Annotated in this window: 19 protein-coding genes; 4 read left to right on the top strand and 15 right to left on the bottom strand. The window is 71.0% G+C overall.

What is annotated here, in order from left to right; translation table 11 throughout:
* Positions 1 to 24: 24 nt before the first annotated feature.
* The 7 genes from folK to dacB all read right to left on the bottom strand — a co-directional run bounded on the left by folK (position 25) and on the right by dacB (position 7,694).
* Entirely contained in the window at positions 25 to 1,059 is a 1,035-nt protein-coding gene (gene folK, locus TR42_RS05020) for a 2-amino-4-hydroxy-6-hydroxymethyldihydropteridine diphosphokinase (protein ID WP_052405620.1), read from the bottom strand.
* Between the two features lie 11 nt (positions 1,060 to 1,070).
* A complete protein-coding gene (gene folP / locus TR42_RS05015) occupies positions 1,071 to 1,883 on the bottom strand; it encodes a dihydropteroate synthase (protein ID WP_074789310.1) in 813 nt (270 codons plus the stop codon).
* Positions 1,884 to 1,900: 17 nt separating this feature from the next.
* On the bottom strand, positions 1,901 to 2,467 hold the full coding sequence (gene folE, locus TR42_RS05010; protein ID WP_042213630.1) for a GTP cyclohydrolase I FolE: 567 nt from the start codon (positions 2,465 to 2,467) through the stop codon (positions 1,901 to 1,903).
* A 2-nt stretch (positions 2,468 to 2,469) separates the two neighbouring features.
* Positions 2,470 to 4,503, bottom strand: coding sequence for an ATP-dependent zinc metalloprotease FtsH (gene ftsH / locus TR42_RS05005; RefSeq protein ID WP_042213627.1), 2,034 nt, complete (start codon positions 4,501 to 4,503; stop codon positions 2,470 to 2,472).
* A gap of 185 nt (positions 4,504 to 4,688) precedes the next feature.
* Positions 4,689 to 5,228: a hypoxanthine phosphoribosyltransferase gene (gene hpt, locus TR42_RS05000; RefSeq protein ID WP_042213626.1), complete on the bottom strand. Its 540-nt coding sequence runs from the start codon at positions 5,226 to 5,228 to the stop codon at positions 4,689 to 4,691.
* 14 nt (positions 5,229 to 5,242) lie between these two features.
* Positions 5,243 to 6,268 (bottom strand): tRNA lysidine(34) synthetase TilS, encoded by a 1,026-nt coding sequence (tilS, locus tag TR42_RS04995; RefSeq protein WP_236623363.1) that lies wholly within the window; start codon positions 6,266 to 6,268, stop codon positions 5,243 to 5,245.
* Positions 6,258 to 7,694: a D-alanyl-D-alanine carboxypeptidase/D-alanyl-D-alanine endopeptidase gene (gene dacB / locus TR42_RS04990; protein ID WP_161786624.1), complete on the bottom strand. Its 1,437-nt coding sequence runs from the start codon at positions 7,692 to 7,694 to the stop codon at positions 6,258 to 6,260. Before dacB ends, tilS begins: the two co-directional genes overlap by 11 nt.
* 72 nt (positions 7,695 to 7,766) lie before the next feature.
* Between dacB and TR42_RS04985 the strand changes: the two genes are divergently transcribed.
* Positions 7,767 to 8,291: an inorganic diphosphatase gene (locus TR42_RS04985; RefSeq protein WP_042213622.1), complete on the top strand. Its 525-nt coding sequence runs from the start codon at positions 7,767 to 7,769 to the stop codon at positions 8,289 to 8,291.
* Positions 8,292 to 8,382: 91 nt separating this feature from the next.
* Here TR42_RS04985 and TR42_RS14175 read toward each other — a convergent pair whose 3' ends face one another.
* Positions 8,383 to 9,822 (bottom strand): C40 family peptidase, encoded by a 1,440-nt coding sequence (locus TR42_RS14175; protein ID WP_143058935.1) that lies wholly within the window; start codon positions 9,820 to 9,822, stop codon positions 8,383 to 8,385.
* A gap of 147 nt (positions 9,823 to 9,969) precedes the next feature.
* Between TR42_RS14175 and metX (TR42_RS04975) the strand changes: the two genes are divergently transcribed.
* On the top strand, positions 9,970 to 11,166 hold the full coding sequence (gene metX, locus TR42_RS04975; RefSeq protein WP_081953189.1) for a homoserine O-acetyltransferase MetX: 1,197 nt from the start codon (positions 9,970 to 9,972) through the stop codon (positions 11,164 to 11,166).
* Between the two features lie 23 nt (positions 11,167 to 11,189).
* Here the strand turns inward: metX (TR42_RS04975) and TR42_RS04970 are convergent, their stop codons facing one another.
* Positions 11,190 to 13,274, bottom strand: a complete 2,085-nt coding sequence (locus tag TR42_RS04970) for an acyltransferase family protein (RefSeq protein ID WP_052405615.1) — start codon at positions 13,272 to 13,274, stop codon at positions 11,190 to 11,192.
* A 448-nt stretch (positions 13,275 to 13,722) separates the two neighbouring features.
* On the opposite strand from TR42_RS04970, the gene TR42_RS04965 reads away from it, so the two are divergent.
* Both TR42_RS04965 and metX (TR42_RS04960) read left to right on the top strand, forming a co-directional pair.
* Complete coding sequence (locus TR42_RS04965) at positions 13,723 to 15,081, top strand: bifunctional o-acetylhomoserine/o-acetylserine sulfhydrylase (protein ID WP_042213620.1); 1,359 nt, start codon at positions 13,723 to 13,725, stop codon at positions 15,079 to 15,081.
* A complete protein-coding gene (gene metX, locus TR42_RS04960; protein ID WP_081953188.1) occupies positions 15,078 to 16,304 on the top strand; it encodes a homoserine O-acetyltransferase MetX in 1,227 nt (408 codons plus the stop codon). The genes TR42_RS04965 and metX (TR42_RS04960) overlap by 4 nt, the downstream gene beginning before the upstream one ends.
* 16 nt (positions 16,305 to 16,320) lie before the next feature.
* On the opposite strand, the gene TR42_RS04955 is transcribed toward metX (TR42_RS04960), so the two are convergent.
* The 6 genes from TR42_RS04955 to TR42_RS04930 all read right to left on the bottom strand — a co-directional run bounded on the left by TR42_RS04955 (position 16,321) and on the right by TR42_RS04930 (position 23,054).
* Positions 16,321 to 17,583, bottom strand: a complete 1,263-nt coding sequence (locus TR42_RS04955) for a hypothetical protein (protein WP_042213618.1) — start codon at positions 17,581 to 17,583, stop codon at positions 16,321 to 16,323.
* A 202-nt stretch (positions 17,584 to 17,785) separates the two neighbouring features.
* A complete protein-coding gene (locus tag TR42_RS04950) occupies positions 17,786 to 19,039 on the bottom strand; it encodes a hypothetical protein (RefSeq protein WP_143058936.1) in 1,254 nt (417 codons plus the stop codon).
* 63 nt (positions 19,040 to 19,102) lie between these two features.
* Complete coding sequence (locus TR42_RS04945; protein ID WP_042213613.1) at positions 19,103 to 19,846, bottom strand: SDR family NAD(P)-dependent oxidoreductase; 744 nt, start codon at positions 19,844 to 19,846, stop codon at positions 19,103 to 19,105.
* A 3-nt stretch (positions 19,847 to 19,849) separates the two neighbouring features.
* Positions 19,850 to 21,148 (bottom strand): FAD-binding oxidoreductase, encoded by a 1,299-nt coding sequence (locus TR42_RS04940; RefSeq protein ID WP_042213611.1) that lies wholly within the window; start codon positions 21,146 to 21,148, stop codon positions 19,850 to 19,852.
* Positions 21,145 to 21,558 (bottom strand): GtrA family protein, encoded by a 414-nt coding sequence (locus TR42_RS04935; RefSeq protein ID WP_042213609.1) that lies wholly within the window; start codon positions 21,556 to 21,558, stop codon positions 21,145 to 21,147. Before TR42_RS04935 ends, TR42_RS04940 begins: the two co-directional genes overlap by 4 nt.
* Positions 21,555 to 23,054, bottom strand: a complete 1,500-nt coding sequence (locus tag TR42_RS04930; RefSeq protein WP_052405612.1) for a UbiA family prenyltransferase — start codon at positions 23,052 to 23,054, stop codon at positions 21,555 to 21,557. Before TR42_RS04930 ends, TR42_RS04935 begins: the two co-directional genes overlap by 4 nt.
* Between the last annotated feature and the right edge of the window lie 188 nt (positions 23,055 to 23,242).

Genomic DNA, 23,242 nt, shown 5'->3' with positions numbered 1-23,242 from the left:
GTCCCGCTCCGGTGCTCATCGCGCTCACTCCTGCGAGGACGCCTTCCTCTGCAGCGCGGGCCAGCGCTCCTCGACCAGCTCGACGCCGTCGGATCCGACGGCCGCCGCGAGATCGCCGATGCGGCCGAAGCCCGGGAGCACGAAGTCCGGGGCGAGCGTCGCCCACGGCTGGAGCACGAACGCGCGCTCGGCCGCCCGCGGGTGCGGCACCTCGAGGTCCTCGGACTCGAGCTCGAGATCGCCGAAGGCGAGAAGGTCGACGTCGAGCGTGCGCGGGCCGTTCGGGATGAGCCGCTCGCGTCCGTGCAGCACCTCGATCCCCTGGCACGCGGCCAGGAGCGCGCGCGGCGCGAGCGCGGTCTCGAGCTGGACCACCGCGTTGAGGAAGTCGGCCTGCTCGGTCCCGCCGACGGGCCGCGTGCGGAACAGCGACGATGCGCCGGTCACCTCGATCCCCGGGATCCGGTGCAGCTCCCACAGCGCCTCGCGGAACGATGCCTCGACGTCGCCGATGTTCCCGCCGAGACCCAGGTACGCCGTGACCGGCTGCAGCGGCTGCGCGTCGCCCGGGTCGGTGCTGCGCGGCGCCGGAGCCAGCGGGTCGGCGAAACCACCCGCCGAGGAGCCGATGCGCTTGTCCGCCCACAGCGTCCCCGAGCGGAGGTCGCGGCGGATCTTCACCATGACGTCGCGGAACTCGACGTGGAGCGGCGCCTGCGGCTTGTGGACGATGACGTCGACCGCCTGCACGCCGGGCATCTCGAGGATCGCGCGCGCGATGTGCTCGGCCACGGTCTCGAGCAGGTCGGCCGGATCGCCGCCGAGCACCTCCGCGGCGCGGTCCGCGATGTCGGAGTAGTTGACGGTCCTGCCGAGCTCGTCGCGGTCGGCTGCCGTACGGGTGGACACATGCGCCACCACGTCGGCGAGGAACAGCTGCCCCGACTCCTTCTCGCGCGCGTACACGCCGTGGAAGCCCGTGACACGAATGCCCTGGACGATGATCTGATCGAGCTCGATCCCGTCCTTGAGGTAGGGGGTGATCGTCGGAGTCGTCATGCTCTCCATCCTTACGGTCGTCGCGCGTTTTCCCAAGCCGACACGACCCGGACGGCGTCGGCGGCCGCATGCGCATCGTGCACGCGCACCCCCCACGCGCCCGCCGCGGCGGCGAGGGCGGTGACTGCGGTGGTGGCGTGCTCGCGCGCGCCGGGGTCGGCGGCGTCGACGCCGGACCGCGCGATCGCGGCGCCGAGGAAGCGCTTGCGGGACGCGCCGATGAGCACACGCCGGCCGCGCGCCCAGGCGTCGACGTTCGCGAGCAGCGGCCAGTTCGAGTCCGTGACCTTCGAGAAGCCCAGGCCCGGGTCGAGCACGATGCGGTCCTCGGCGACGCCCGCCGCGACGAGCGCCTCGACCCGCGCGTCGAGCTCGGCGCCCACCTCCGCGACCACGTCGCCGTAGGTGTCGCGTCGGTCCATCTCGGTAGCGTGCGCGCGCCAGTGCATCGCGACGTAGTCGACGCCCAGCTCCGCGACCGTCGCCGCCATCGTCGGGTCCGCGAGCCCGCCCGACACGTCGTTGACCACCGTCGCCCCGGCCTCGACCGCGGCGCGCGCGGTGGAGGCGTGCATCGTGTCGATGCTCGTGGCCACGCCTGCCTCAGTGAGCGCCCGGACGACCGGCACCACCCGCCGCTGCTCCTCCTCGGGCGCGACCCGCGCGGCGCCGGGCCGCGTCGACTCGCCGCCCACGTCGACCAGGTCCGCGCCGTCGCGCGCGAGCAGCACGCCCTGCGCGATCGCGGCGTCGATCTCGGCGAAGCGTCCGCCGTCGCTGAAGCTGTCGGGGGTGACGTTGAGGATGCCCAAGACGAGCGTCATCGCGCCTCCTCCGCGCCCTACTTGCCGACGATGAGGCTCATCGCCTCGGCTCGCGTCGCGGCGTCGCGCATGATGCCGCGCACCGCGGAGGTCACCGTGCGCGAGCCGGGCTTCCGCACGCCGCGCATCGACATGCACAGGTGCTCGGCCTCGACCACGACGATGACGCCGCGCGCGCCGAGCTCGTCGACCAGCGCATCGGCGACCTGCGTGGTGAGCCGCTCCTGCACCTGCGGGCGCTTGGCGAAGACATCCACGAGACGTGCGAGCTTGGACAGCCCGGTGATGCGGCCGTCCGCGCCGGGGATGTACGCGACGTGCGCGACCCCGTGGAACGGCACCAGGTGATGCTCGCACATCGAGTACAGCTCGATGTCCTTGACAAGGATCATCTCCTCGTGACCGAGCTCGAAGACCGCGCTCAGCACGTCGGCGGGGTCCTGGTGCAGGCCCTGGAAGAACTCGGCGTAGGCGCGCGCGACGCGGCTCGGGGTGTCCTTGAGCCCGTCGCGGTCGGGGTCCTCCCCCACCGCCGCCAGGATCTCGCGGACCGCCGCCTCGATGCGCGGCTCGTCGACCGCCACGCCTACTGGTCCTTCGGCTCGACGAGCTCCGGCGCGGGGACCGGCTGCTCCTCGGCCTCGTCCGGCTGCGCCACCGCAGCGTCCGCCTCGACCTTGGAGGGCGCCTCGATGGCGCCGCCCTTGGCCTCGGCCGGGGCCGCGGCGATCCAGTGCCCGGAGATCCACTCGTCGCGCGCGGGGACCTTCTCGACCTCCGCGAAGACGGCGGCGAGCTCGGTCTCGCCGAGCGTCTCCTTCTCGAGCAGCGCCTCGGCCAGCGCGTCGAGCACGCCGCGGTTCTGGGTGAGCGCGAGCGTCGCCTCGGCCATCGCGTTGTCCATGAGCGCGCGGACCTCCTGGTCCACCGTCGCCGCGACCGACTCGGAGAACTCGCGGCCGTGGCCCATGTCGCGGCCCAGGAACACCTCGCCCGAGCTTCCGGTGAGGCGCACGGAGCCGACCCTGGTGGACATGCCGTACTCGGTGACCATCTGGCGGGCGATCTCGGTCGCCTGCTGGATGTCGTTCGAGGCGCCCGTCGACGGGTCGCCGAAGATGAGCTCCTCGGCGATCCGGCCGCCCATCGCGTACGCGAGGTTGTCGAGCAGCTGGTTGCGGGTCTTGGAGTAGCGGTCCTCCTGCGGCATCACCATCGTGTAGCCGAGCGCGCGGCCGCGCGGGAGGATCGTCACCTTGGTGACCGGGTCCGTGTGGCGCATCGCCGCGGCGACGAGCGCGTGACCGCCCTCGTGGTACGCCGTGACCGTCTTGTCGTGGTCGTTCATCACGCGGGTGCGCTTCTGAGGTCCGGCGATGACGCGGTCGATCGCCTCGTCCATCTCATCGGGTCCGATGAGCTGCTTCTCGCGACGGGCGGTCAGCAGCGCGGCCTCGTTGAGCACGTTCGCGAGGTCCGCACCCGTGAAGCCGGGGGTGCGGCGCGCGAGGGCGTCGAGGTCGACCTCCGGGGAGATCGGCTTGCCCTTCGCGTGCACCTCGAGGACCTTGACGCGGCCCTTGAGGTCGGGCGCGTCGACGCCGACCTGGCGGTCGAAGCGGCCGGGGCGCAGCAGCGCCGGGTCGAGGATGTCGGGGCGGTTGGTCGCCGCGATCATGATGATGTTGGTGTGGATGTCGAAGCCGTCCATCTCGACGAGCATCTGGTTGAGCGTCTGCTCGCGCTCGTCGTGACCGCCGCCCATGCCGGCGCCGCGGTGGCGGCCGACCGCGTCGATCTCGTCGACGAAGATGATGGCCGGGCTGTTCTTCTTGGCCTGCTCGAAGAGATCGCGCACGCGGCTCGCGCCGACGCCGACGAACATCTCGACGAAGTCCGAGCCGGAGATCGAGAAGAACGGCACGCCCGCCTCACCGGCGACGGCGCGCGCGAGCAGCGTCTTGCCGGTGCCGGGAGGGCCGTACAGCAGCACGCCCTTGGGGATCTTCGCGCCGACGGCCTGGAACTTGGCCGGGTTCTCGAGGAACTCCTCGATCTCCTTGAGCTCCTCGACGGCCTCGTCCACGCCGGCGACGTCGTCGAACTTCACCGTCGGGGTGTCGGGCGTCACCATGGACGCCTTCGACTTGCCGAAGCTCATGAGGCGGCCGCCTCCGCCGCCCTGCATGTTCGACATGAGGAACCAGAAGAGGCCCACCAGCAGGAGGATCGGCAGGAAGGTGAATGCGATCGACGCCCAGATCGAGCTCTGCGGCACCTCGGAGTTGTAGCCCTGCTCCGGGTCCGCCTCCTTGACGGCGGTGACGATCTCCTCGCCCTGAGGCTCGACGTAGAAGAACTCGACCTTGCCGCGGTAGTCCGCCCACTCCTCGGGCGTCCCGTCCGGGAAGTCGGCGGGATCGATCAGCGTGAGCTCGACGCGCTGATCACCGTCCACGATCTTGACCTGCTCGGCGACCTGCTGCTCGAGCATGGTGAGGCCCACCGAGGTGTCGACCTGCTGCGTGCGCGGGGACAGCAGCCCCGACACGAGCCAGGCGACGAGCAGCGCGGCGGCGACGTAGAAGATGATCAGGCGGATGTTGAGGACGTTCTTCATCGTGCACCCGACTCTACGCGGTGGCTCGGGTGCCACGTGAAGGTTTCGCTCTGGGCTTGCCCCCACCTGGCAGGGGGAACAGAGCCGGTCTCGACACGACGGGGATGAGGCCTCATACCGGGCTCAACGCCGGCGCGCCACGCCGAGTTCCGTGGTGAGCGTCGCGGGCGGCGCTCGGGAGCGGGCTACTTGTCCCCGTACACCTCGGGCTTGAGGACCGCCACGAACGGCAGCGTGCGGTAGCTCTCCGCGAAGTCGAGGCCGTAGCCGACCACGAACTGGTTGGGGATGTCGAAGCCGAGGTACGTCACCGGCACCTCGACCTTCGCCGCGTCGGGCTTGCGCAGCAGCGAGGCGACCTCGACCGAGGCGGCGCCGCGCGAACGCAGGTTGCCGAGCAGCCACGACAGCGTGACGCCGGTGTCGATGATGTCCTCGACGATGAGGACGTGGCGGCCCGTGAGATCCGCGTCGAGGTCCTTGAGGATGCGCACCACGCCGGACGACTTGGTGCCCGATCCGTAGGACGACACCGCCATCCAGTCCATCTGGACCGCGGGGGGCATGCGGCGCGCGAGGTCGGCCATCACCATGACCGCGCCCTTGAGCACACCCACGAGCAGGAGGTCCTTGCCCTCGTAGTCGGCGCGGATCTGCGCCGCCATCTCGTCGAGCTTGCGCCCGATCGCGTTCTCGCTCACGAGAACCTCGGAGAAGTCGCTCATGTCAAACTGGAAGCTCACTGGGGCCTCTCCTTATGATCCGGGTGGCTGATGACCAGCCTGCCATATTCGCGCCGCGCCTCGTAGCCGCCGGGGAGCGAGATCGCGCCCTGGCCCTTCCACTGCATCACGAGCGAGTCGAGCGCCGAGACATGGGTGGCCGTCAGCGGGCCGGCGCCCTTGTTCTCCGCGAGCATCTTGAGCATCCGCGTGCGGATCGCGTCGGGCAGCGCGGCGAGCATGTCGCACCGCCACTCGTCGGAGCGCGCCGCCGACGACGGCACCGTCATCGCGGACCGCGCCTGGCGGTCGAGCTCGTCCGCATCGGCCTGCAGCAGCGCCGCCGATCGCGCGAGCCCGGACACCACCCCCGGCCCCAGCACCTCGACGAGCGACGGCATCACCTTGGTCCGCAGCGCGGAGCGGCGCGGGCCGTCCTCGGTGACGTTGGTCGGGTCGTGCCACGGGTCGAGGTCGAGGGCCTGGCAGGCGGCGAGCGTGTCCTTGCGGCGCACGGTGAGGAACGGCCGGACGATGCGGCCGCGGCGCGAGGGGATCCCCGAGAGCGCACGGGCGCCCGAGCCGCGCGCGAGCGCGAGCAGCACGGTCTCCGCCTGGTCGTCCATCGTGTGGCCGGTGACGAGCAGCGGGTCGAGCCCGCCCTCGGCGTCCATGCGCGCCTCGAGCGCCGCGTACCGCGCCTCGCGGGCCGCGGCCTCCATGCCGCCCGCGCGACCGACGGTCACGCGCTCGACGTGCACGGTGTGGATGCCCGCGCGGCGCACCTCGTGGGCGGCGCGCTCGGCAACCACCGCGGAGTCGGGCTGCAGCCCGTGGTCGACGATGATCGCGCCGGCGAACAGACCCTGCTTCCGCGCGACGAAGGCCACCGCGGCCGCCAGCGCGAGCGAGTCCGGACCTCCGGAGCATGCGACCCAGACGCGGGTGCCGAGCTCGAGGTCGCCGAGGGCGTCGCGCACCGCGACCCGGCAGGCCGCGACCGCGGGATGCGGTCCCGTCACCGCGTCGCCCTCATCCCTCACAGCCGCATTCTGCCAGCGCGACGAGGAGGTCGTCGAACGCCGCCTTGGGCGCCTCCTGGCCGTACGGCATGCCGTCGGCGAGGATCGCGACCGCGAGCGGCCGGCCGTCCGCGGTCACCACCACGCCCGCGATCGACGTCACCCCGGTGAGCGAGCCCGTCTTCGCGCGCCAGTAGCCCGCCGGCGCGAGACCCTCGTACCTCGTTGCGACGGTCCCCTCGAGGCCCGCGAGGGGCAGCCAGTCGAGGAGCCCCTCGAGCGCCGGCTCGTCGCGGGCGGCCAGCAGCGCGCTCGTCATGGTCGCGGGCGAGATCTGGTTCCTCTCGGAGTAACCGGCGCCGTCGTGGAGCTCGAGCCCGGTGACGTCGACCCCGAGCTCGCGCAGCGACGCGATGATGGCCTTGGCCTCCCCCGTCGGCGTCGCCTTGCGACCCGCCTCGATCGCGAGCACGCGCGCGACCTGCTCGGCGACCGTGTTGTCCGAGACGGACAGGAGGTGGCGCGCGATCTCGGACAGGGGCGCCGAGTCCACGGACGCGACCTCCCGCCCACGGGCATCGTCCGCGACGGGGGACGATGCGCGGGTCACCTCGCCGTCGACGGCGACCCCGCGGGCCTCGAGCGCCTCGACGAACAGCTCGCCGGCATGCACCGACGGGTCCGAGGCGCGCTTCGCGTAGTTGTCGTCCGTGAGGCGCGCGCCGTCGACGGCGAGGCCCGTCACCGGCGCCGCGTAGCCCATGTCGAACGCGTACTGCGGCCACTCGGCGGGCCAGGCGGGGCCGGGGAAGTCCGAGTCGTCGATCTGCACGATGACGTCCTCGCCCAGCGAGTCCGCGAGCGCCTCGACCACCTGATCCGCGAGGTCGCCCAGGCCGGCCCATCCCTGGGCGGCGTCCTCCGCATCGTCCACGTCGCCGTGGTGGCCCTGGTCCGCCGCGAGCAGGACGTCGCCCCCGGCGACGAGCGTCAGCGTGCGGGTCCTGGGCACCCACGCGACGGTGGTGGTGGTCGTGAAGTCCGCGCCGAGCTCCGCGACGGCCGCGACCACCGTGATGAGCTTGGTGGTCGAGGCGGGGACCTGCGGGTCGGCGGCGCTGACGTCGGCGTAGACGGTGCCGTCGAGGTAGTCGACCACGGAGATGTTGGTCGATGCGCCGGTGCGCGAATCGGCCCGGACCTGCTCGGCGAGGGCCTGCACCTCGGCGGCGGACGGGCGGGGCGCATCGGTGTCGATCCGCGCCACCGCGTCGGTGCCGGAGGGGCTCGCGACGGCGACAGGCTCCTGCGTGACGAAGGGCGCCTGCGGGACGTCGAAGGGCTCGGCGGTGAACCATCCGGGCACCCAGTCCTGGGCGTCGGCGTAGACATATCCGCCCGCGAGCACGAGGATGCTCACCATCACCCAGGCGATTGCTCTTCGCACCCACGACCTCCGAACTTGGGCCACACTAGTACCGGTACCCCGGACCCGAGACCTACGCATAAGGACGCACGCATGGAATTCGACGTCACCATCGAGATCCCTAAGGGCTCGCGCAACAAGTATGAGGTGGATCACCACACCGGTCGCATCGTGCTCGACCGCATGCTCTTCACCTCGACGCGCTACCCCGACGACTACGGGTTCATCGACGGCACCCTCGGTGAGGACGGCGACCCGCTGGACGCGCTCGTGCTGCTGGAGGAGCCCACGTTCCCCGGCTGCCAGATCCGCTGCCGCGCGCTCGGCATGTTCCGCATGCGCGACGAGGCCGGCGGCGACGACAAGGTGCTGTGCGTGCCCGTCGGCGACCAGCGCCAGACGTGGCGTCAGGAGCTCACCGACGTCTCGGACTTCCACCGCCTCGAGGTCCAGCACTTCTTCGAGGTCTACAAGGACCTCGAGCCCGGCAAGTCCGTCGAGGGCGCCCACTGGGTGTCGCGCGAGGAGGCCGAGGAGGAGATCCGTGCCTCGATCGAGCGCGCCAAGGGCACGCCGTTCGCGAACATGAACCCGCTGCTCCCGCCCAGCGGGCACTGATCAGCATGAGCTGAGGGCCCGGGCCGCGACGATGCGGCCCGGGCCTTTCGCCTGCTCGGGCGGCCTGCGGCCGCCGGGGCCCTGAGCCCGTCTACGGGCGGCCGATGTAGGGCATGAGGTTGCCGGTCGACCACGCGTACAGGCCGCGCGTGCCCGACAGCTTGCCCGGCCGCGACGCCTCCATCACCATGCCGCCCCCCACGTACATCGCCACGTGGTAGATGGTCGACGGGTTGGAGGTGTCGGTGGCCCAGAACACCAGGTCACCGGGCCGCAGCTGCGAGTAGGGCAGGTGCGAGGTGGCCGCGTACTGCGACCGCGAGGTGCGCGTCACCCAGATGCCGGCCTGGCTCCATGCGGTCGAGGTCAGCCCCGAGCAGTCGAAGTAGGTGGGCCCCGTGCCGCCGAGCAGGTACTCCTTGCCGGACAGCGCGACCGCGGCGTTCGCGGCGGCCTGTCCCTGCGACGCCGTCGACCGCCATGTGGTCGAGGGCTGCTCGGGCTCCTCGGTCGCGGTGGGCTTGGGCTCGGAGGTCTTGGTCTCCTCCGGCTCCGGCTCGGGCTCGGAGGTCTTCGTCTGCTCCGGCTGGGACGTCTTGGTCTCCTCCGGCTCCGGCTCCGACGTCCTGGTCTGCTCCGGCCGCGAGGTCTTAGTCTCCTCGGGCTCCGGCTCCGAGGTCCGGGTCGCCGTCGGCCGCGGGCGCGACTGCTCCTGCTCCTCCTCCGCCGCACGCTCTGCCTCCTGCTGCCGACGCTCCGCCTCGGCCCGCGCGGCGGCGGCGCGGTCGGCCTCGAGACCGGCCTGACGCTCCTCCTCGAGCTGCACGGTCACTCCGCGCAGCGCAGCGAGGCGGGCGACCGCCTCCGCGCGGGTCGCGTTCGCATCGGCGACCGCCTGCTCGGCGTGCGCCTGCGCATCCTGTGCCTCCGCGTACGCGGACCTCGCCTCGGCCTCGGCGGCGGCGGCCTCGGCCGCTGCCTCGTCGGCGTAGCCGCGCATGGTGGTCGCGACGAGCTCGGCGGCCTTGACGCGCTGCACCCACATGTCGGCCTCGTCGGAGCCGCGGGCGAAGGCCTCCGAGCGCGCGATCACCTCGTCGACGGACTCGGCGCCCACGACCGCACCGATCTGGCTCATCGAGCCGGAGTCCCGGTACGCGGCCTGCGCGACTGAGGCGAGGTTGCTGCGCGCCTCCGCGAGCTCCTTCTCCGCCTGCTCCGCGCGCTCCTGCGCCGCGGCGAGGGTCGTCTCGGCGACGTCGGACGCCTCCTGCGCCTCGATGAAGTCCTCGCCCGCGAGGAGGGCGTTCGCGGTGGCCTCGTCGCGCGCGTCGGCGAGCGAGGCGATCGCGCCGTCGAGCTGGTCGACGCTGGCGGCCGCGCTGTTCGCGGCGGCCCTGGCGGCCTCGATCTCGGCCTGACCGGGGTACTCGTCCGCGCGGGCACGATGCGACGGGCCCGCCACCACGATAGCGCTGGCGATCGCGAACATGAGCGCGAGCGCGAGCACCCGCCGAACCGCTGCCGTCACACCCACCGCCTTTGTCACACCTGTCACACGAGTCACGTCTGCCACCGATACTAGGCCGCGACGACCGATCCGCATAGACCCCACCACCGCCGTCCACGCAGGCGTTCCCGCACGTCCACAACCGGCGCGACCTCTAGGCTGAGCGCCATGGATGACGACGGCATCGAGACCGACGCGCGCGCCGCGGACGAAGGGCCGGGCGCGGGCGCGCCCATCCCCGCGAGCGCCGCCTGGCGTGAGGGCGATCACCCTGGTCGCCGACTCTTCCTCACGCTGGGCGACCTGCCGCTCGAGGCGGACCCGATGGGCGTGCTCCCCGGCGCGACGCTCGCGTACGAGACATGGGGAGAGCTCAACGCCCCCAAGGACAACGCCGTCTACATCGCGCACGCGCTCACCGGCGACAGCCACGTGTTCGGCCCCGCGGAGCCCGGGCACCACACCGGCGGCTGGTGGAACGCGATGGTCGGCCCCGGCAAGCCCATCGACCCGGACCGCCACTACATCGTGTGCGCGAACGTCATCGGCGGCTGCCAGGGCTCGACGGGCCCGGCATCCGCCCACCCCGAGGACGGTCGCCCGTGGGGCTCGCGCTTCCCCTACGTGACGATGCGCGACATGGCCCGGGCCGAGGTCATCCTCGCCGACCACCTGGGCATCGACCGATGGCGCCTCATGACCGGCCCGTCCATGGGCGGCATGCGCGCGCTCGAGTGGATCGCGATGGCCCCCGAGCGCGTCGGCGCGATCGCTCCCGTCGGCTCGACAGGCGCCACCACGGCCGACCAGATCGCCTGGTCCACGGCGCAGGTCGCCGCGATCCAGGCGGACCCGCGCTTCCGCGGCGGCAACTACTACGACGCGGCGGACGACGACGGCCCGCACGTCGGGATGGGCATCGCGCGCATGATCGCGCACACGACGTACCGCAGCGCCGGCGAGCTCAACGACCGCTTCGACCGCGGCTACCAGGGCGGCTCCGACCCCCTCGGCAAGGGCGGGCTGTTCTCCGTGCAGAGCTACCTGCAGCACCATGCGCGCAAGCTCGCGCGGCGCTTCGACGCGAACACGTACGTGCGGCTCGCCCAGGCCATCCAGTCGCACGATGTGGGACGCGGACGCGGCGGGGTGGAGACCGCGCTCGCGCGGTACACCGATCCGGCGCTCGTCATCGCGATCGATTCGGACCGCCTCTACCCCATGCAGAACTCACAGCGGCTCGACGCGGCGCTGTCGGGATCCAACGGGATCAAGGTGGTGCACTCCCCCGTGGGCCACGACGGCTTCCTGGTCGAGGCGGCCCAGATGATCGCCTTCATGGAGGAGTTCGAGCGGGAGCTGTGAAGCATTGCACCGAGGTTGCGCCCTCACCCCTCCGCTGCGAACTCGACGCGTGCGTCACCTCCGGTGAACTCTTCCAGCGCGGTGGCGAGCGCGGGCGCAAGCATCGCTGAGAAGGTCGCAGTCATGTGATTCGAGTCTCGATACACGAGGGTGTCGCCGACGACCGCAGGGCAGAGCTCCGCGTCGCACAGATAGTCGGTCATATCGATGACCCCATCCGCGCCGCCGAGGCTCCCGCCGATCGCGCTCAGCGACTCGGTCACTTCTCGGTCGAGCGCACAGGCGGCAGTCGTATCGAGGTTTTGCGAGAGGCACGCCGGAACCTCGCGCACCGGGTTGAAAGGCGTGTCGGCAATCACGACCACGGCTGACTCCGCAGGCAGGTCCGCGATGACCGCGGCGAGCCGCTCCGCCCACCACTCGGTGGCGCCGTCTCGTTCTCCGACATACCGCGTCGCGAAGTTTGCAAGCAAGATCACGTCCGGCGGGTCGGCTTGCAGTTTCTCAATCACCGCGTCGCGCCACCCAGGGCAGTCGAGAGCACCCGGGTCAACAGCATCGGCCGAGGGGCACGCGCTCTTGGTGTAACTGGTGAGCACTATGTCGCCACTCCCCGCGAGCTGCTCGAGCGGTGTGCCCCACTGCGCGGCGTGCGAATCCCCGAACAACGCCACTGTCGGAGCAGCGTTGTCCGCGCCAAAGGCACATCCATCGATGCTGACGCTGCCGAAGTCCTGGTGGCACGGCGCTTCCTCGACTGCCGTCACGTCATACCGGGCTTCGCGAATGGTCGGCGTGAGATTGCTGGGTACGTAGGGCGTTCCGATCGGCGCGACGACGATCTCAGCAGACGGCGCTGTCTCCCCCGCGTCGAGAGTCTCACTCTTCGACAGCTGCGTGAGCGCCCAGCTTGCCCCTGCGATCGCGAGGGACGCTGCTGCTGCACACACGAACACCCAGGCCGGGCGCGCGCCCGCGATGCGCGGAGTGAACCGGAACGGAGTCTCCACGAAGCGATAGACCAACCATGCGACGGGAACGGCGAGCGCCGACAGCCCCAGCGTCACCCACACAGGAACGCGAGTCTCGTAGCCGATCGCGAACTGCGGCAGCACGACGATCGGCCAATGGACAAGGTAGAGCGAGTACGAGATCGCTCCGATGAAGAGCATGGGGCGCATACCGAGCATGCGAGCCGGGGCCCACCGCGCAATATCGGCCGCGCCCCCCGCGATGAGCAGCAGCGCAGCTCCGCCCACGGGTGCCAACGCGGCCACGCCGGGGAACGGTGTGTGCTCTGTAAGGCCGAAAGCCGCGTATGCGATCAAGGCGATACCCACCCACCCCACGCCAGCCCCCGCCCGTGGACCAAGGCGCAAACGGCCCGCTGCGAGCAGCAGAGCAACCAACCCGCCCATGCCGAGCTCCCAGGCTCGCGTGGGGAGCCCGAAGAATGCGAACGCCGGCGCGGTCGAAGTCATCAGCGCCGAACCGAGGAGCGAGAGCGCCACTACCCCGCCCACCAGCGCGATGAGGCGCCCGCGCGATCGCCTCGCGACGAAGGTGCCCACCACAAGCGCGAGCGGCCACAGGAGGTAGAACTGCTCCTCGACACCAAGTGACCAGTAGTGCTGCACCAGCGACGGCGCGATGTCCGCGTGATAGTCCGTGCCCCACCGCGCGAACAACAGGTTCGGAACGTAGGCCGCCGTCCATACGATCGCCTCGTACTGCCCGCTTCGTTGCAGGGGAGCGACGCACCACCACACTCCGACCACGGTTGCAGCAAGCACCACGAACGACGCGGGGAGGATGCGCCGCGCGCGGCGTGCATAGAAGCGCCCGAACCTCACCCGGCCGGTGGCGCCAATCTCGTTCCAGAGATGACCGGTGATGAGGAAGCCGGAGATCACGAAGAACACATCGACGCCGACGTAGCCGCCGCTGACCACGGACAGACCACCGTGGAACACCAGCACCAGAAGGATCGCGATTGCCCTGAGCCCTTGGATGTCCGGTCGGAACTGCGCCTTCGTCTCCGCTGGAGCGATCGGCGTATCGTCCTCCCGTACCGCCGCTCGCGCGCGGGCCTCCACCGTCCCGGCCATGGCTCTCCCCCCGTGACCATGCGAGAACCGTGGTGACCCACGGTCGTGCGCCTAGGCTAACCCGATGCCCGCATTGCCCGTCAATGGGCGATTTGCGATCTGACGGCATGCGTTGCGCACGAATGCCGCATCTCTCGCGCCCTCCCGGCACGATCGCGTGTTCGGCCTTGACCGTCGACGGAGGGGCCCCTAAGGTCTGAGCCATGTTCCGTCGAATGTGCCGCTGAGAGCGCACGTTCGGCGTGCGCCCGTGAGGGCGCCGGCCGCGGGCTCCATCCGGAGCTGACGCAGGCCCCACCCACCACGGGCACGCTCCCACGTGTCGCACCGCATCCCTGAGGGTTGCGGGTCTCGGCGCGCTTGCACGCCCGACGACCGGTGACACCTGACCCGGGGATGCGGATCCGAGTCCATCAGAGACCAGATCCGATTCCACGCAGGAGCCACCATGACCACCCAGAACTGGGCCTTCGAGACCACGCAGATCCACGCCGGCCAGACCCCCGACGCCGCGACCGGCGCCCGTGCGCTGCCCATCTACCAGACCACGTCCTTCGTCTTCGAGGACACCACCGAGGCCGCCGCCCGCTTCGCACTCGGCGACCTCGGACCGATCTACACCCGCATCGGCAACCCCACGCAGCAGGCCGTCGAGGAGCGCATCGCCGCGCTCGAGGGCGGCGTGGGCGCGCTGCTGGTGAGCAGCGGCAGCGCCGCGAACACCCTCGCGATCCAGAACCTCGCCGAGGCGGGCGACCACATCGTGTCCTCGCCGTCGCTCTACGGCGGCACCTACAACCTGTTCGCGTACACGCTGCCCAAGCTGGGCATCGAGGTGACGTTCGTCGAGGACCCCGACGACCCGGAGTCGTGGCGCCGCGCCGCGCGCCCCACCACCAAGGCGTTCTTCGGGGAGTCGATCTCGAACCCCAAGCAGGACGTGCTCGACATCGAGGCGGTGGCGGCCGTCGCGCATGAGATCGGCGTGCCGCTCGTCGTCGACAACACGGTCGCCTCGCCCTACCTCGTCAACCCGCTGCGGTGGGGTGCCGACATCGTCACCCACTCCGCCACCAAGTACCTGGGCGGCCACGGCACGGCCATCGGAGGCGTGATCGTCGACGGCGGATCGTTCGACTTCGCCGCGCACGCGGAGCGCTTCCCGCAGTACAACGCGCCCGACCCGAGCTACCACGGCCTGGTCTACGCCCGCGATCTCGGCGTCGGCTCGCCGCTCGGTGCGAACCTCGCCTTCATCCTCAAGGCCCGCGTGCAGCTGCTCCGCGACACGGGCGCCGCGATCTCCCCGTTCAACGCGTTCCTCATCGCGCAGGGCATCGAGACCCTGAGCCTGCGCGTCGAGCGCCATGTCGACAACGCGGTGCGCGTGGCCGACTTCCTCGAGGGCCACCCGCAGGTGCTCTCCGTCGCATACTCCGGGCTCGAGTCGAGCCCCTGGCACCACCTGCAGCGCAAGTACGCCCCGCGCGGCGGCGGCAGCGTCCTCGCCTTCGAGATCGCGGGCGGCAAGGAGGCGGGTCAGGCCTTCGTCGACGCGCTCGAGCTGCACAGCCTCGTCGCGAACATCGGCGACGTGCGCTCGCTCGCGATCCACCCCGCGACCACCACGCACTCGCAGCTCACGCCCGAGCAGCAGGCCTCGACCGGCGTGACCCCGGGCCTGGTCCGGCTGTCCGTGGGCATCGAGCACATCGACGACATCCTCGGCGACCTGGGGCTGGGCTTCGAGGCGGCGGCGCAGGTCGCGGCCTCGAAGGCGGACGATGCCGCGGTGGCGTACGCATGAGCGGCGACCATGTCGAGACGGGGTGGGCGCCGGGCTCCACGCCCACGCGCGAGCAGACGCGCGAGACGCTCGGCCCCATCCCCGCCTCGGCCGCGTGGCGTCCGGGCGACCTCCCCGGGGCGCGGCGCTTCCTCGACATCGGCTGGCTGCCGCTCGAGGCGGACCCGCGCGGCGGGCTCGACGTCACGCTCGCCTACGAGACGTGGGGCGAGCTCAACGAGGCGCGCGACAACGCGGTCTACGTCGCGCACGCCTTCACCGGCGACAGCCATGTCGCGGGCGACGCCGAGGACGGCCACCCCACCGGTGGTTGGTGGAACGGGCTCGTGGGCCCCGGGCGGCCGATCGACACCGACCGCTTCTACGTGGTGAGCGCCAACGTCGTGGGCGGATGCCAGGGCACCACCGGGCCCGCGCACCCCCACCCCTCGGACGGTCACCCGTGGGGCTCAGAGTTCCCGTACGTCACGCTGCACGACATGGTGGTCGCCGAGGCGCGCCTCGCGGACCACCTGGGCATCGATGCCTGGGCGCTGGTGATCGGGCCGAGCATGGGCGGCATGCGCGCCGTCGAGTGGGCCGCATCGTTCCCCGAGCGGGTGCGGGCGATCGGTGCGATCGGCGCGACGGCTGCCACCACCGCCGACCAGATCGCGTGGCACGCGACGCAGGGCGCGGCGATCCGCCTGGATCCCGCGTTCCGCGGCGGCGACTACTACGAGGCGGCACCCGGCGAGGGGCCGCACACCGGGCTCGGGATCGCCCGGGCGATCGCGCACACCACCTACCGCTCGGGTCCGGAGCTGAACGGGCGCTTCGGGCGCGATGCGCAGGACGGGGACGTGCTGCGCCCCGAGGGGATCTTCGCGGTCGAGTCGTACCTCGACCATCACGCGGAGAAGCTCGCGCGGCGCTTCGACGCGAACACGTACCTGCGCATGCTCCATGCGATCAACACCCATGACGTCGGGCGCGGGCGCGGCGGCGTCGAGGCCGCGCTCGCCGACTTCGACGGCGAGGCGCTGGTGATCGCGATCGACTCCGACCGACTGTACCCGCTCGCGGACTCCGAGCGGCTCGCCGCGGCCCTGCCCCGCTGCGAGGGCGTGACGCTGCTGCACTCCGAGGTCGGGCACGACGGCTTCCTGGTCGAGGGATCAGGGCTAGACGATGCGGTGCGCGAGGTACTCGCGAGGGCGTCCTCGCGTGCAACGCGCGCCTAGCATTCTCGGTTCGCCCTCAGCCGATGCTATGCGCCACGTCCGTGACCAGGAGCGGAATCTGCCACAGCGGCGTGCCTGACAAGTACAGGTCGAGGTTCCATGTGCCGTAGCCTGCGGTCGAGAACACGAGGACGACCGCCGGTGGGAGCCACACGGGAAGCCGGTCCGCGAGAGGGGCCGTGAACTCGTGTCCGGCCTCCGGGCTCACGCTCGCCAGGTGCCAGCACCACACGAGCGCCACGGTGCCGCATCCGAAGATGATCCACCTCCCGTAATCCTCCCCGGCGATCCACAGGGCCCCTGAGCCTCCGACAGCCACCACGACGAGCATCGCCCGCGACCACGGCCAGAGCCCTTGCACCTCGACACCTTTCGCCACTCCGGGGAGCGCCGCGACCGTGACAAGGATCGCCACCACAGCGATCCCGAACCAGACCGCCGACTTGGGTGAGCCGAACGCCTCCGAGGCGACCTCGACCGCCTTCGGCGCGTCCCACGTCAGTGCTTCAACCGCACCCGTGACGGAGTCGGGCGACGCGTCGTCCACGCCTGGCGACGCGCCGCCAGCGAACCACGCTCGCCAGACTGCGCCAACCCCGCGGGGCGGCGCGCTGTGCGTCGCGACAACCAGCGCCGTGGCCCACGCGGGAGCGAGCGCCAGCACCGCGGTCGCGGTACGCACCGGGCCCCGCCCCGTGCCGCGCACCACAGTCCATGCGACCAGTGTCAGCGCCGGCAGTGCGAACGCCGCGAAGGCCTCGTGCGTCAGGATGGCGACCGCTGCCGCGATATTGGCGAGAATGATCTTCAGCCCGACGCGCATCTCGCTGCCGAGCGCGGCGAGCGCTGCGGCCAGCAAGACCAGGAGCAGCGCATCCTTGCGCACCAGGTTGTCGAAGTACACGATGCCGCCGAGCAGCGCTGCGCTCGGCACCACCCAGCCCCGGATGTAGCCGCGACGCATAGCGAGCACGCCCAGCGCGACCAGCATGCCTAGGGTAGCGAGAGAGGCGAGGACGGCGATCGCGAGGAGGCTGAGACCCGTCGCCCTCGACAGCAGAAGCGCCGCCTGGCCTGTCAACCCACGTCGGACGAACCCCCCTTCGTAGTTGATCGCCCACTCCGACAGGCCCCACTCGGCCTCGCTCGCAGTCATCGTGTTTCTCAGCGCCGCCGCGGCGAAGCTCAGCCACACGAGCAACGTCACGATGTTCGCGGCCCTCTGCCGGTTCCCGCTGACGCTCACCCGGCCCGTCGCCCGCTTCGCCGTGTCTACCATCGTGATACCTCGCCGTCCGTCATCCTGTCCAGCACGATTCCCCCTTGTCGAAGTACCTGCCGTGCGCGGTTCGGACCGCGTGTGCCGCGCCTTTGCCGTGCGAGATCCTCGGCGCCATGCGCGACGCTCAACACCACTCGCGCCGTTGTTCCAGCCCCCGCGACCGCTTCACGGATCGGCGGCTGACATGGGTCTGTCACGATCACCCCAGCCCCTCGAGCACGTGCCACGCGAGAACGGGGATCTGCACGATGGGCGTGGCGGAGACGTAATCTCTGACGCTCCATTCCGCGAACCCTCCGGTCGAAAAGAACAGCAGCGCTGCAGGGATCACCCACCGCGGCACGCGGGCCTCACGCGCCCGCCGTTGCGGCGCGCTAGCGGAGGGCGAGGTCGCGACGTGCCAGCACCACACCATCGCGAGAGTCATGCACGCGAGGACGATCCATCGACCCCAGTCGATCCCCGCCACCCAGAGCATGCCTGAGCCGCCGACGACGACCACCACGAGTGCGGCCTGGGACCCCGGCCACAGGCCCTCCGCCCCGGCTCCGGCGCCGATGCGCGGCATCGACGCGATCGTGACCGCGACCGCCACGGCAAGGATCGGGAACCACAACCACGCGCCACGCGAGCCGAGCGCGCTCGCCGAGAGCCCCACCGCGTCTTGCGCATCCCAGGTGAGCGCGTCAAGAGCGTGCGTGACGACGTCGGGCACCGCACCGGCCATCCCCGTCGAGGCTCCGCCCTCGAACCAGGCTCCCCACACCACGTCGACACCCCTGGGAGGCACGCTGAACACCGTGACCGCGCACCCTGCCGCCCACGCTGGCGCAAGCGCGACGTACGACGCCAACCGATGCATGCCATCTGCTCCGGCTCGCCGGATCAGCGCCCAGGCCACCACCGTCAGCGCGGGGAGGCACACCGCGAGGAACGACTCATGGATCAGCACCGCCGTGACGGCAGCCACGTTGACCCCCACCAGCTTCCACCGCAACCGCATCCGGCTGCCGAGCACTGCGAGACTCGCGGCCATGAGCGCGAGCAGCAGCACGTCCTTGCGCAGGATATTGGTCTCGAAGTAGACGGCTCCGCCCAGCAGGGCCGCGCTCGGCACGGCCCACGGACGCAGGAGCCGCCTCCTGGTCGCCATCAGGCCGAGCGTCAGCAGCGACGCGAAGGCCACGATCGACACCGAGGCCGCGATCACCACCAGGCTGAGCCCCGTGGCTCTCGACAGCTCGAGCGCCACCTGCCCGAACAGCCCGCGGCGCACGAACCCGGCTTCGTAGTTGATGGCCCAGTCGGTCAGCGCCCAACGGGCGCCCTGCAGATTCATGAGATTCCTGACCAGCGCCGCACCGAAGCTCGCCCACAGCAGCGCGGTCGCGAGGTCGGCGGCCCCCCGACGGCCCGCCCACGCGCGCACCCGTGTCACGTCTGCCCTCACCATCGACGCCATCTCGCCCCCGCCCGAGTCCGCTTCCTCACGTCACGACGTGCCCGACTCGGGGCTTCACAGATCCAGCCGGTTGAACACGGGCCGCGGCATGGAACGGATCACCGCCATGATCGCTCGCCACTGGCCAGGGACGTAGAGCACCGGCGCTCCCTTGGCGATGCCGACGGCGATGCTCCTGGCGACCTCGTCCACATCCGCCAGACCTCCCGGGTCGAGCGCTGCGGTCATCGGCGTCGCCGTCGGCCCCGGCTTGATCAGCACCACGCGCTGACGGCTGCCGTGGACACGATGCTGCATCCCCTCGACTGCGCGCTCGACCATGCCCTTCGACGACCCGTAGAGGTAGTTCTTGCGCCGCCCACGGTCGCCTGCGACCGACCCGATCACCGCCACGACGCCGCGGTCGAGCGCATCGACGCACGCCTCCGCCCAAAGCACCGGGGAGACCCCCGTCACACGGAGCTGCTGGTCCGCGAGCGCGAGATCCTCCTGCATGTCGGCCTGCTCGTACATGGCCCCGTGGGCGATGAGGACCACGTCCGGATCGAGCGCCGACACCTCTCCGACCGCCGCCGAGATCGCGGCGGGGTCCGTGAGATCGCACGCGTGGATCGTCACCTCGACGGCATCGGACCGCGCCGCGAGGTCCCCGGCCACCGCCTCGAGCCTCTCGCGCGATCGCCCGACGAGGTGCAGACGCCCCGTCCCGCCTGAGACCCATAGCCGCATGACCGCCTCGGCCATGCCCGACGTCGCCCCGATCACGACGGCCCGTCGCGGCACCAGCACCCCTGCCATCCCTCACTCCCCCATCAGCCGACGCGACATCTCCGAGCTGATGCCCGGATCGCGGTACGCCACGAACTCGTCGAGGCCCGGGTAGCCTGCCTCGAACATCTCCTTCGGCATGCGCGCGTCCTTCGCCGCGTAGAGGCGTCCGCCAGCCTCGGAGACGATCGCGTCGAGACGCACGAACAACGCCGCGGTGGCGTCGCCCCGCTCCGGGAAGTCGAGCGCGAACGTCACACCCTCGCGGGGGAAGCTCATCGTGCCGATCGGAGGCTCGTCGCCCATGACCTTGAGCACGCCGAGGAAGGACCCGAGCCCGGACACCCGGATCTGCTTGAGCATCTCGCTCACCGGCTCGCGCGCCCCCGCGGAGGGGACCACGCACTGGTACTGGTGGAAGCCCCGCGGGCCGTACATGCGATCCCAGCGGCCGATGCCGTCGAGCGGATAGAAGAACGGGTCGTAGTGCACGAGCGCCTCGCGCGCGAGGGAGCGCTTGAGCGCGAAGTAGCCACGGTTGAAGACGCGCAGCGACAGCGAGTTGACGAGGGACAGCGGCGGCGTGAACGGCATCGTCACGACGCGCCCAGGCGGCGGCGCAGGCGGCTGCTCCACCGCGTTGTTGCCACGGGTGAAGATGCCCCTGCCGCCGCCGTGGGTGGTGATGTCGACCCACGCGACCGAGTAGTCGTACGTGTCCCGCGACTCCGCAGAGACCGAGAAGAACTCGTCGAGGTCGCCGAAGACCACGTCCTCGGCCGACATCCACGGTCCGGCCACGCGATGCATGCGGATGGTCGCCTGCAGGATCACGCCGGTGAGCCCCATGCCTCCGACGGTGGCGCGGAACATCGGGTCGGACGGGCCGTCGAGCGTCGTCACCGTGCCATCGGTTCGAGCGAGAGTCAGTGCGACGACATGGTTGCCCAGACTGCCGGCCACGTGATGGTTCTTCCCGTGGACGTCGTTCGCGATCGCGCCCCCGACGGTGACGTGCTTGGTTCCCGGGGTGACGGGCATCATCCACCCGCGAGGCGCGAACGTGCGCTGGATGTCGGCGATCGTGACACCGGCCTCGCACGTGAGGTCGCCGGTCTCGGAATCGAACGCGATGAGCCTCGACAGGCCGCGCATATCCCATGCGACCCCGCCCGTGTTGAGGGGCTCGTCGCCGTAACTGCGCATCAGCCCGGTCGCGAGGCCCGGCCGCTCGGCCGACGCGACCAGGCCGGGCGCGCTGTCGCGGTCGCGCAGGGCGACGATGCTGTGCTCGGCGGGCGCCAGGTTCCCCCAGGCGGTCACGGCGGTCATGCGACCGCGCTCCGCTCGGTCGAGGCGAATGTGATGCGCTTGTCCAGGAAGTACTTCGACGCATAGCCGAGCGCGAGCCCCAAGGCCCCGCCGAGGTAGCGCATGCGGTCGGTACCCCAGATGGCTTCGAACATGAGCTCTGTCCCCCAGAAGATCACGGTGGTCACCACGCTGAACGTGGCGTAGATGACGAAGGTGCGCGCCTCGTGCGCGCGTGAGCGCGCGGCGAAGCCGAAGATCCACCGCTTGTCGAGCAGGTACTTGCAGACCAGCCCCGCGACCGTGCCGATCACAAGGGCGATGTACAGGTCCAGGTCGTGCACGAGCGCGGCGTCGACGAGCGCCTGGGTGCCGATGTTGACGGCGGTGGCGATCGCCGCGAACAGCGCGTAAAGGAGCGCGACGCTCATCCGAGGTCCACCACCGTGGCCGCCACCAGCACGATCACGATCGCGAGCCCGACCACCTGGCTGGCGCGTTCCTTGATGGCGTAGAGCACCGGGTCGTCGTCGATGTGCCCGCGACCCGTGAGAATCCAGAGCCGCGAGACCCAGTACAGGAGCAGCGGCACGACGGCCCAGAGGAGTTCAGGAGTGGAGTAGTGCGCGACCACGTCGTCGCTCGCGACGTACAGGCCCATGACGAGCGCGGAGACGAGCGCGGATCCCACACCGAGCATCTGCAGCGTCGCCGCATCGGTGGCGAAGTAGCCGCGACCGGGACTCGACTCGATCTCGTATTTGACGTACTCGGAGTACCGCTTCATCAGCGACAGGCTGAAGAAGAGGAAGGTCGAGACGAGGATGAGCCAGATGGTGACCTCGAGCGCGGTAGCGGCGGCGCCACCGAGGATCCTGAGCGTGAAGAGCGCCGCGAGCGCGATCGCGTCCGCCACGATCATGCGCTTGAGGCGCGCCGAGTACCAGAGGGTGAGGGACAGGTAGGCCAGCAGGATCGCCAGAGACGGCAACCCCAGCGCGAACCCGAGCGCAAGGGCGCCGAGGGTCAGCGCGAGCGCCGCTGCGAGCGCGGGCAGGATCCCGATGTCGCCCGCCGCGAGCGGCCGGAACCGCTTCGACGGGTGGGCGCGGTCGTCAGCGAGGTCGTGAAGGTCGTTCCAGATGTAGGTGGCCGAGGCGAGCATCGTGAAGGCGACCGCCATCGCCAGGGCCCGACCGAGGAGACCCAGGTCGAAGATCTCGTGCGCAAGCACGAGCGGCGCGAAGACCAAAGCGTTCTTGGCTGCCTGGTGAAGGCGGATCTGCCGCAGCCAGGACCGGGGCGCACTCGACTTCGCAGGCAGCACCGTCGCGTCGACGTCCAGGGCGTCGAGCCTCCGCGCCACGGCGCTGGACGGGGCCACCGCGAACGCGCTGCGAGCGGTCGCCCACACGGCGAGGTCCGCGCTCGAGTCACCGACGTAGTCGAAGCCTCCTGGGCCGAAGCGATCGACGAGGTAGGCAGCCTTACGCTCGCCCGACAGGTTGCCGCGCCTCTCGGTCGATCCGACGACCTCGGAGACGCCAGGCACCACGGCGGCCAGGTCCTGGACCGCCTCGTCCGCCGCCGCCGTCACCACGATGACCTGACGTCCGTCCGCGCTCGCCCTGCGGATGAGCTCGACGACTTCGGGGCGGAGCGGCAGGTCGACCGCCGGCACGTCTGCCAATGCCGCCACTCGGCTCTTGACGTGCTGCCGGCCGCGCCGCCACCATCCGGGCACCCGGAGCAGCGCCAACGGGTCATGCGTGGCGATCCAGCCGAGGCCCTCATGCAGCACATCCGTGGCGATGAGCGTGCCGTCGAGGTCGACGCAGAGCGGCACCGCCGCCCGCTCCTCGCCGTCGCGCCCGAAGTCCTCGCGCTGAGCAGCGAGCAGCGCCTCGGCAGGCCTCGCGTTCTTCATGACGGCTCCCCCCAAATCGCCGCGTAGACCGCAAAAAGCGCAGCCTGGGACCATTCCGCCGCTTTCGGCCGTCCGTGTCAACCCCCGGCGCGAGATTCGTGAGGCGACGTACCCCTGCTCGCCGCCGGGACCGTCGCCGTCGGCGCGACCCTCGGGCACCGCTTCACAGCCACCCGCAAACACGGCAT

The organism is Demequina mangrovi (genome assembly GCF_000759715.1).
GTDB lineage: Bacteria > Actinomycetota > Actinomycetes > Actinomycetales > Demequinaceae > Demequina > Demequina mangrovi.
This window is presented reverse-complemented; position numbering and strand designations above follow the sequence as displayed.

Coding starts and splice junctions, on each gene's coding strand:
- folK (WP_052405620.1), bottom strand. CDS start 1,059: ATGACGACTCCGACGATCACCCCCTACCTCAAGGACGGGATCGAGCTC.
- folP (WP_074789310.1), bottom strand. CDS start 1,883: ATGACGCTCGTCTTGGGCATCCTCAACGTCACCCCCGACAGCTTCAGC.
- ftsH (WP_042213627.1), bottom strand. CDS start 4,503: ATGAAGAACGTCCTCAACATCCGCCTGATCATCTTCTACGTCGCCGCC.
- hpt (WP_042213626.1), bottom strand. CDS start 5,228: ATGAGCGACTTCTCCGAGGTTCTCGTGAGCGAGAACGCGATCGGGCGC.
- TR42_RS04985 (WP_042213622.1), top strand. CDS start 7,767: ATGGAATTCGACGTCACCATCGAGATCCCTAAGGGCTCGCGCAACAAG.
- metX (WP_081953189.1), top strand. CDS start 9,970: ATGGATGACGACGGCATCGAGACCGACGCGCGCGCCGCGGACGAAGGG.
- TR42_RS04970 (WP_052405615.1), bottom strand. CDS start 13,274: ATGGCCGGGACGGTGGAGGCCCGCGCGCGAGCGGCGGTACGGGAGGAC.
- TR42_RS04965 (WP_042213620.1), top strand. CDS start 13,723: ATGACCACCCAGAACTGGGCCTTCGAGACCACGCAGATCCACGCCGGC.
- metX (WP_081953188.1), top strand. CDS start 15,078: ATGAGCGGCGACCATGTCGAGACGGGGTGGGCGCCGGGCTCCACGCCC.
- TR42_RS04955 (WP_042213618.1), bottom strand. CDS start 17,583: ATGGTAGACACGGCGAAGCGGGCGACGGGCCGGGTGAGCGTCAGCGGG.
- TR42_RS04950 (WP_143058936.1), bottom strand. CDS start 19,039: ATGGTGAGGGCAGACGTGACACGGGTGCGCGCGTGGGCGGGCCGTCGG.
- TR42_RS04945 (WP_042213613.1), bottom strand. CDS start 19,846: ATGGCAGGGGTGCTGGTGCCGCGACGGGCCGTCGTGATCGGGGCGACG.
- TR42_RS04940 (WP_042213611.1), bottom strand. CDS start 21,148: ATGACCGCCGTGACCGCCTGGGGGAACCTGGCGCCCGCCGAGCACAGC.
- TR42_RS04935 (WP_042213609.1), bottom strand. CDS start 21,558: ATGAGCGTCGCGCTCCTTTACGCGCTGTTCGCGGCGATCGCCACCGCC.
- TR42_RS04930 (WP_052405612.1), bottom strand. CDS start 23,054: ATGAAGAACGCGAGGCCTGCCGAGGCGCTGCTCGCTGCTCAGCGCGAG.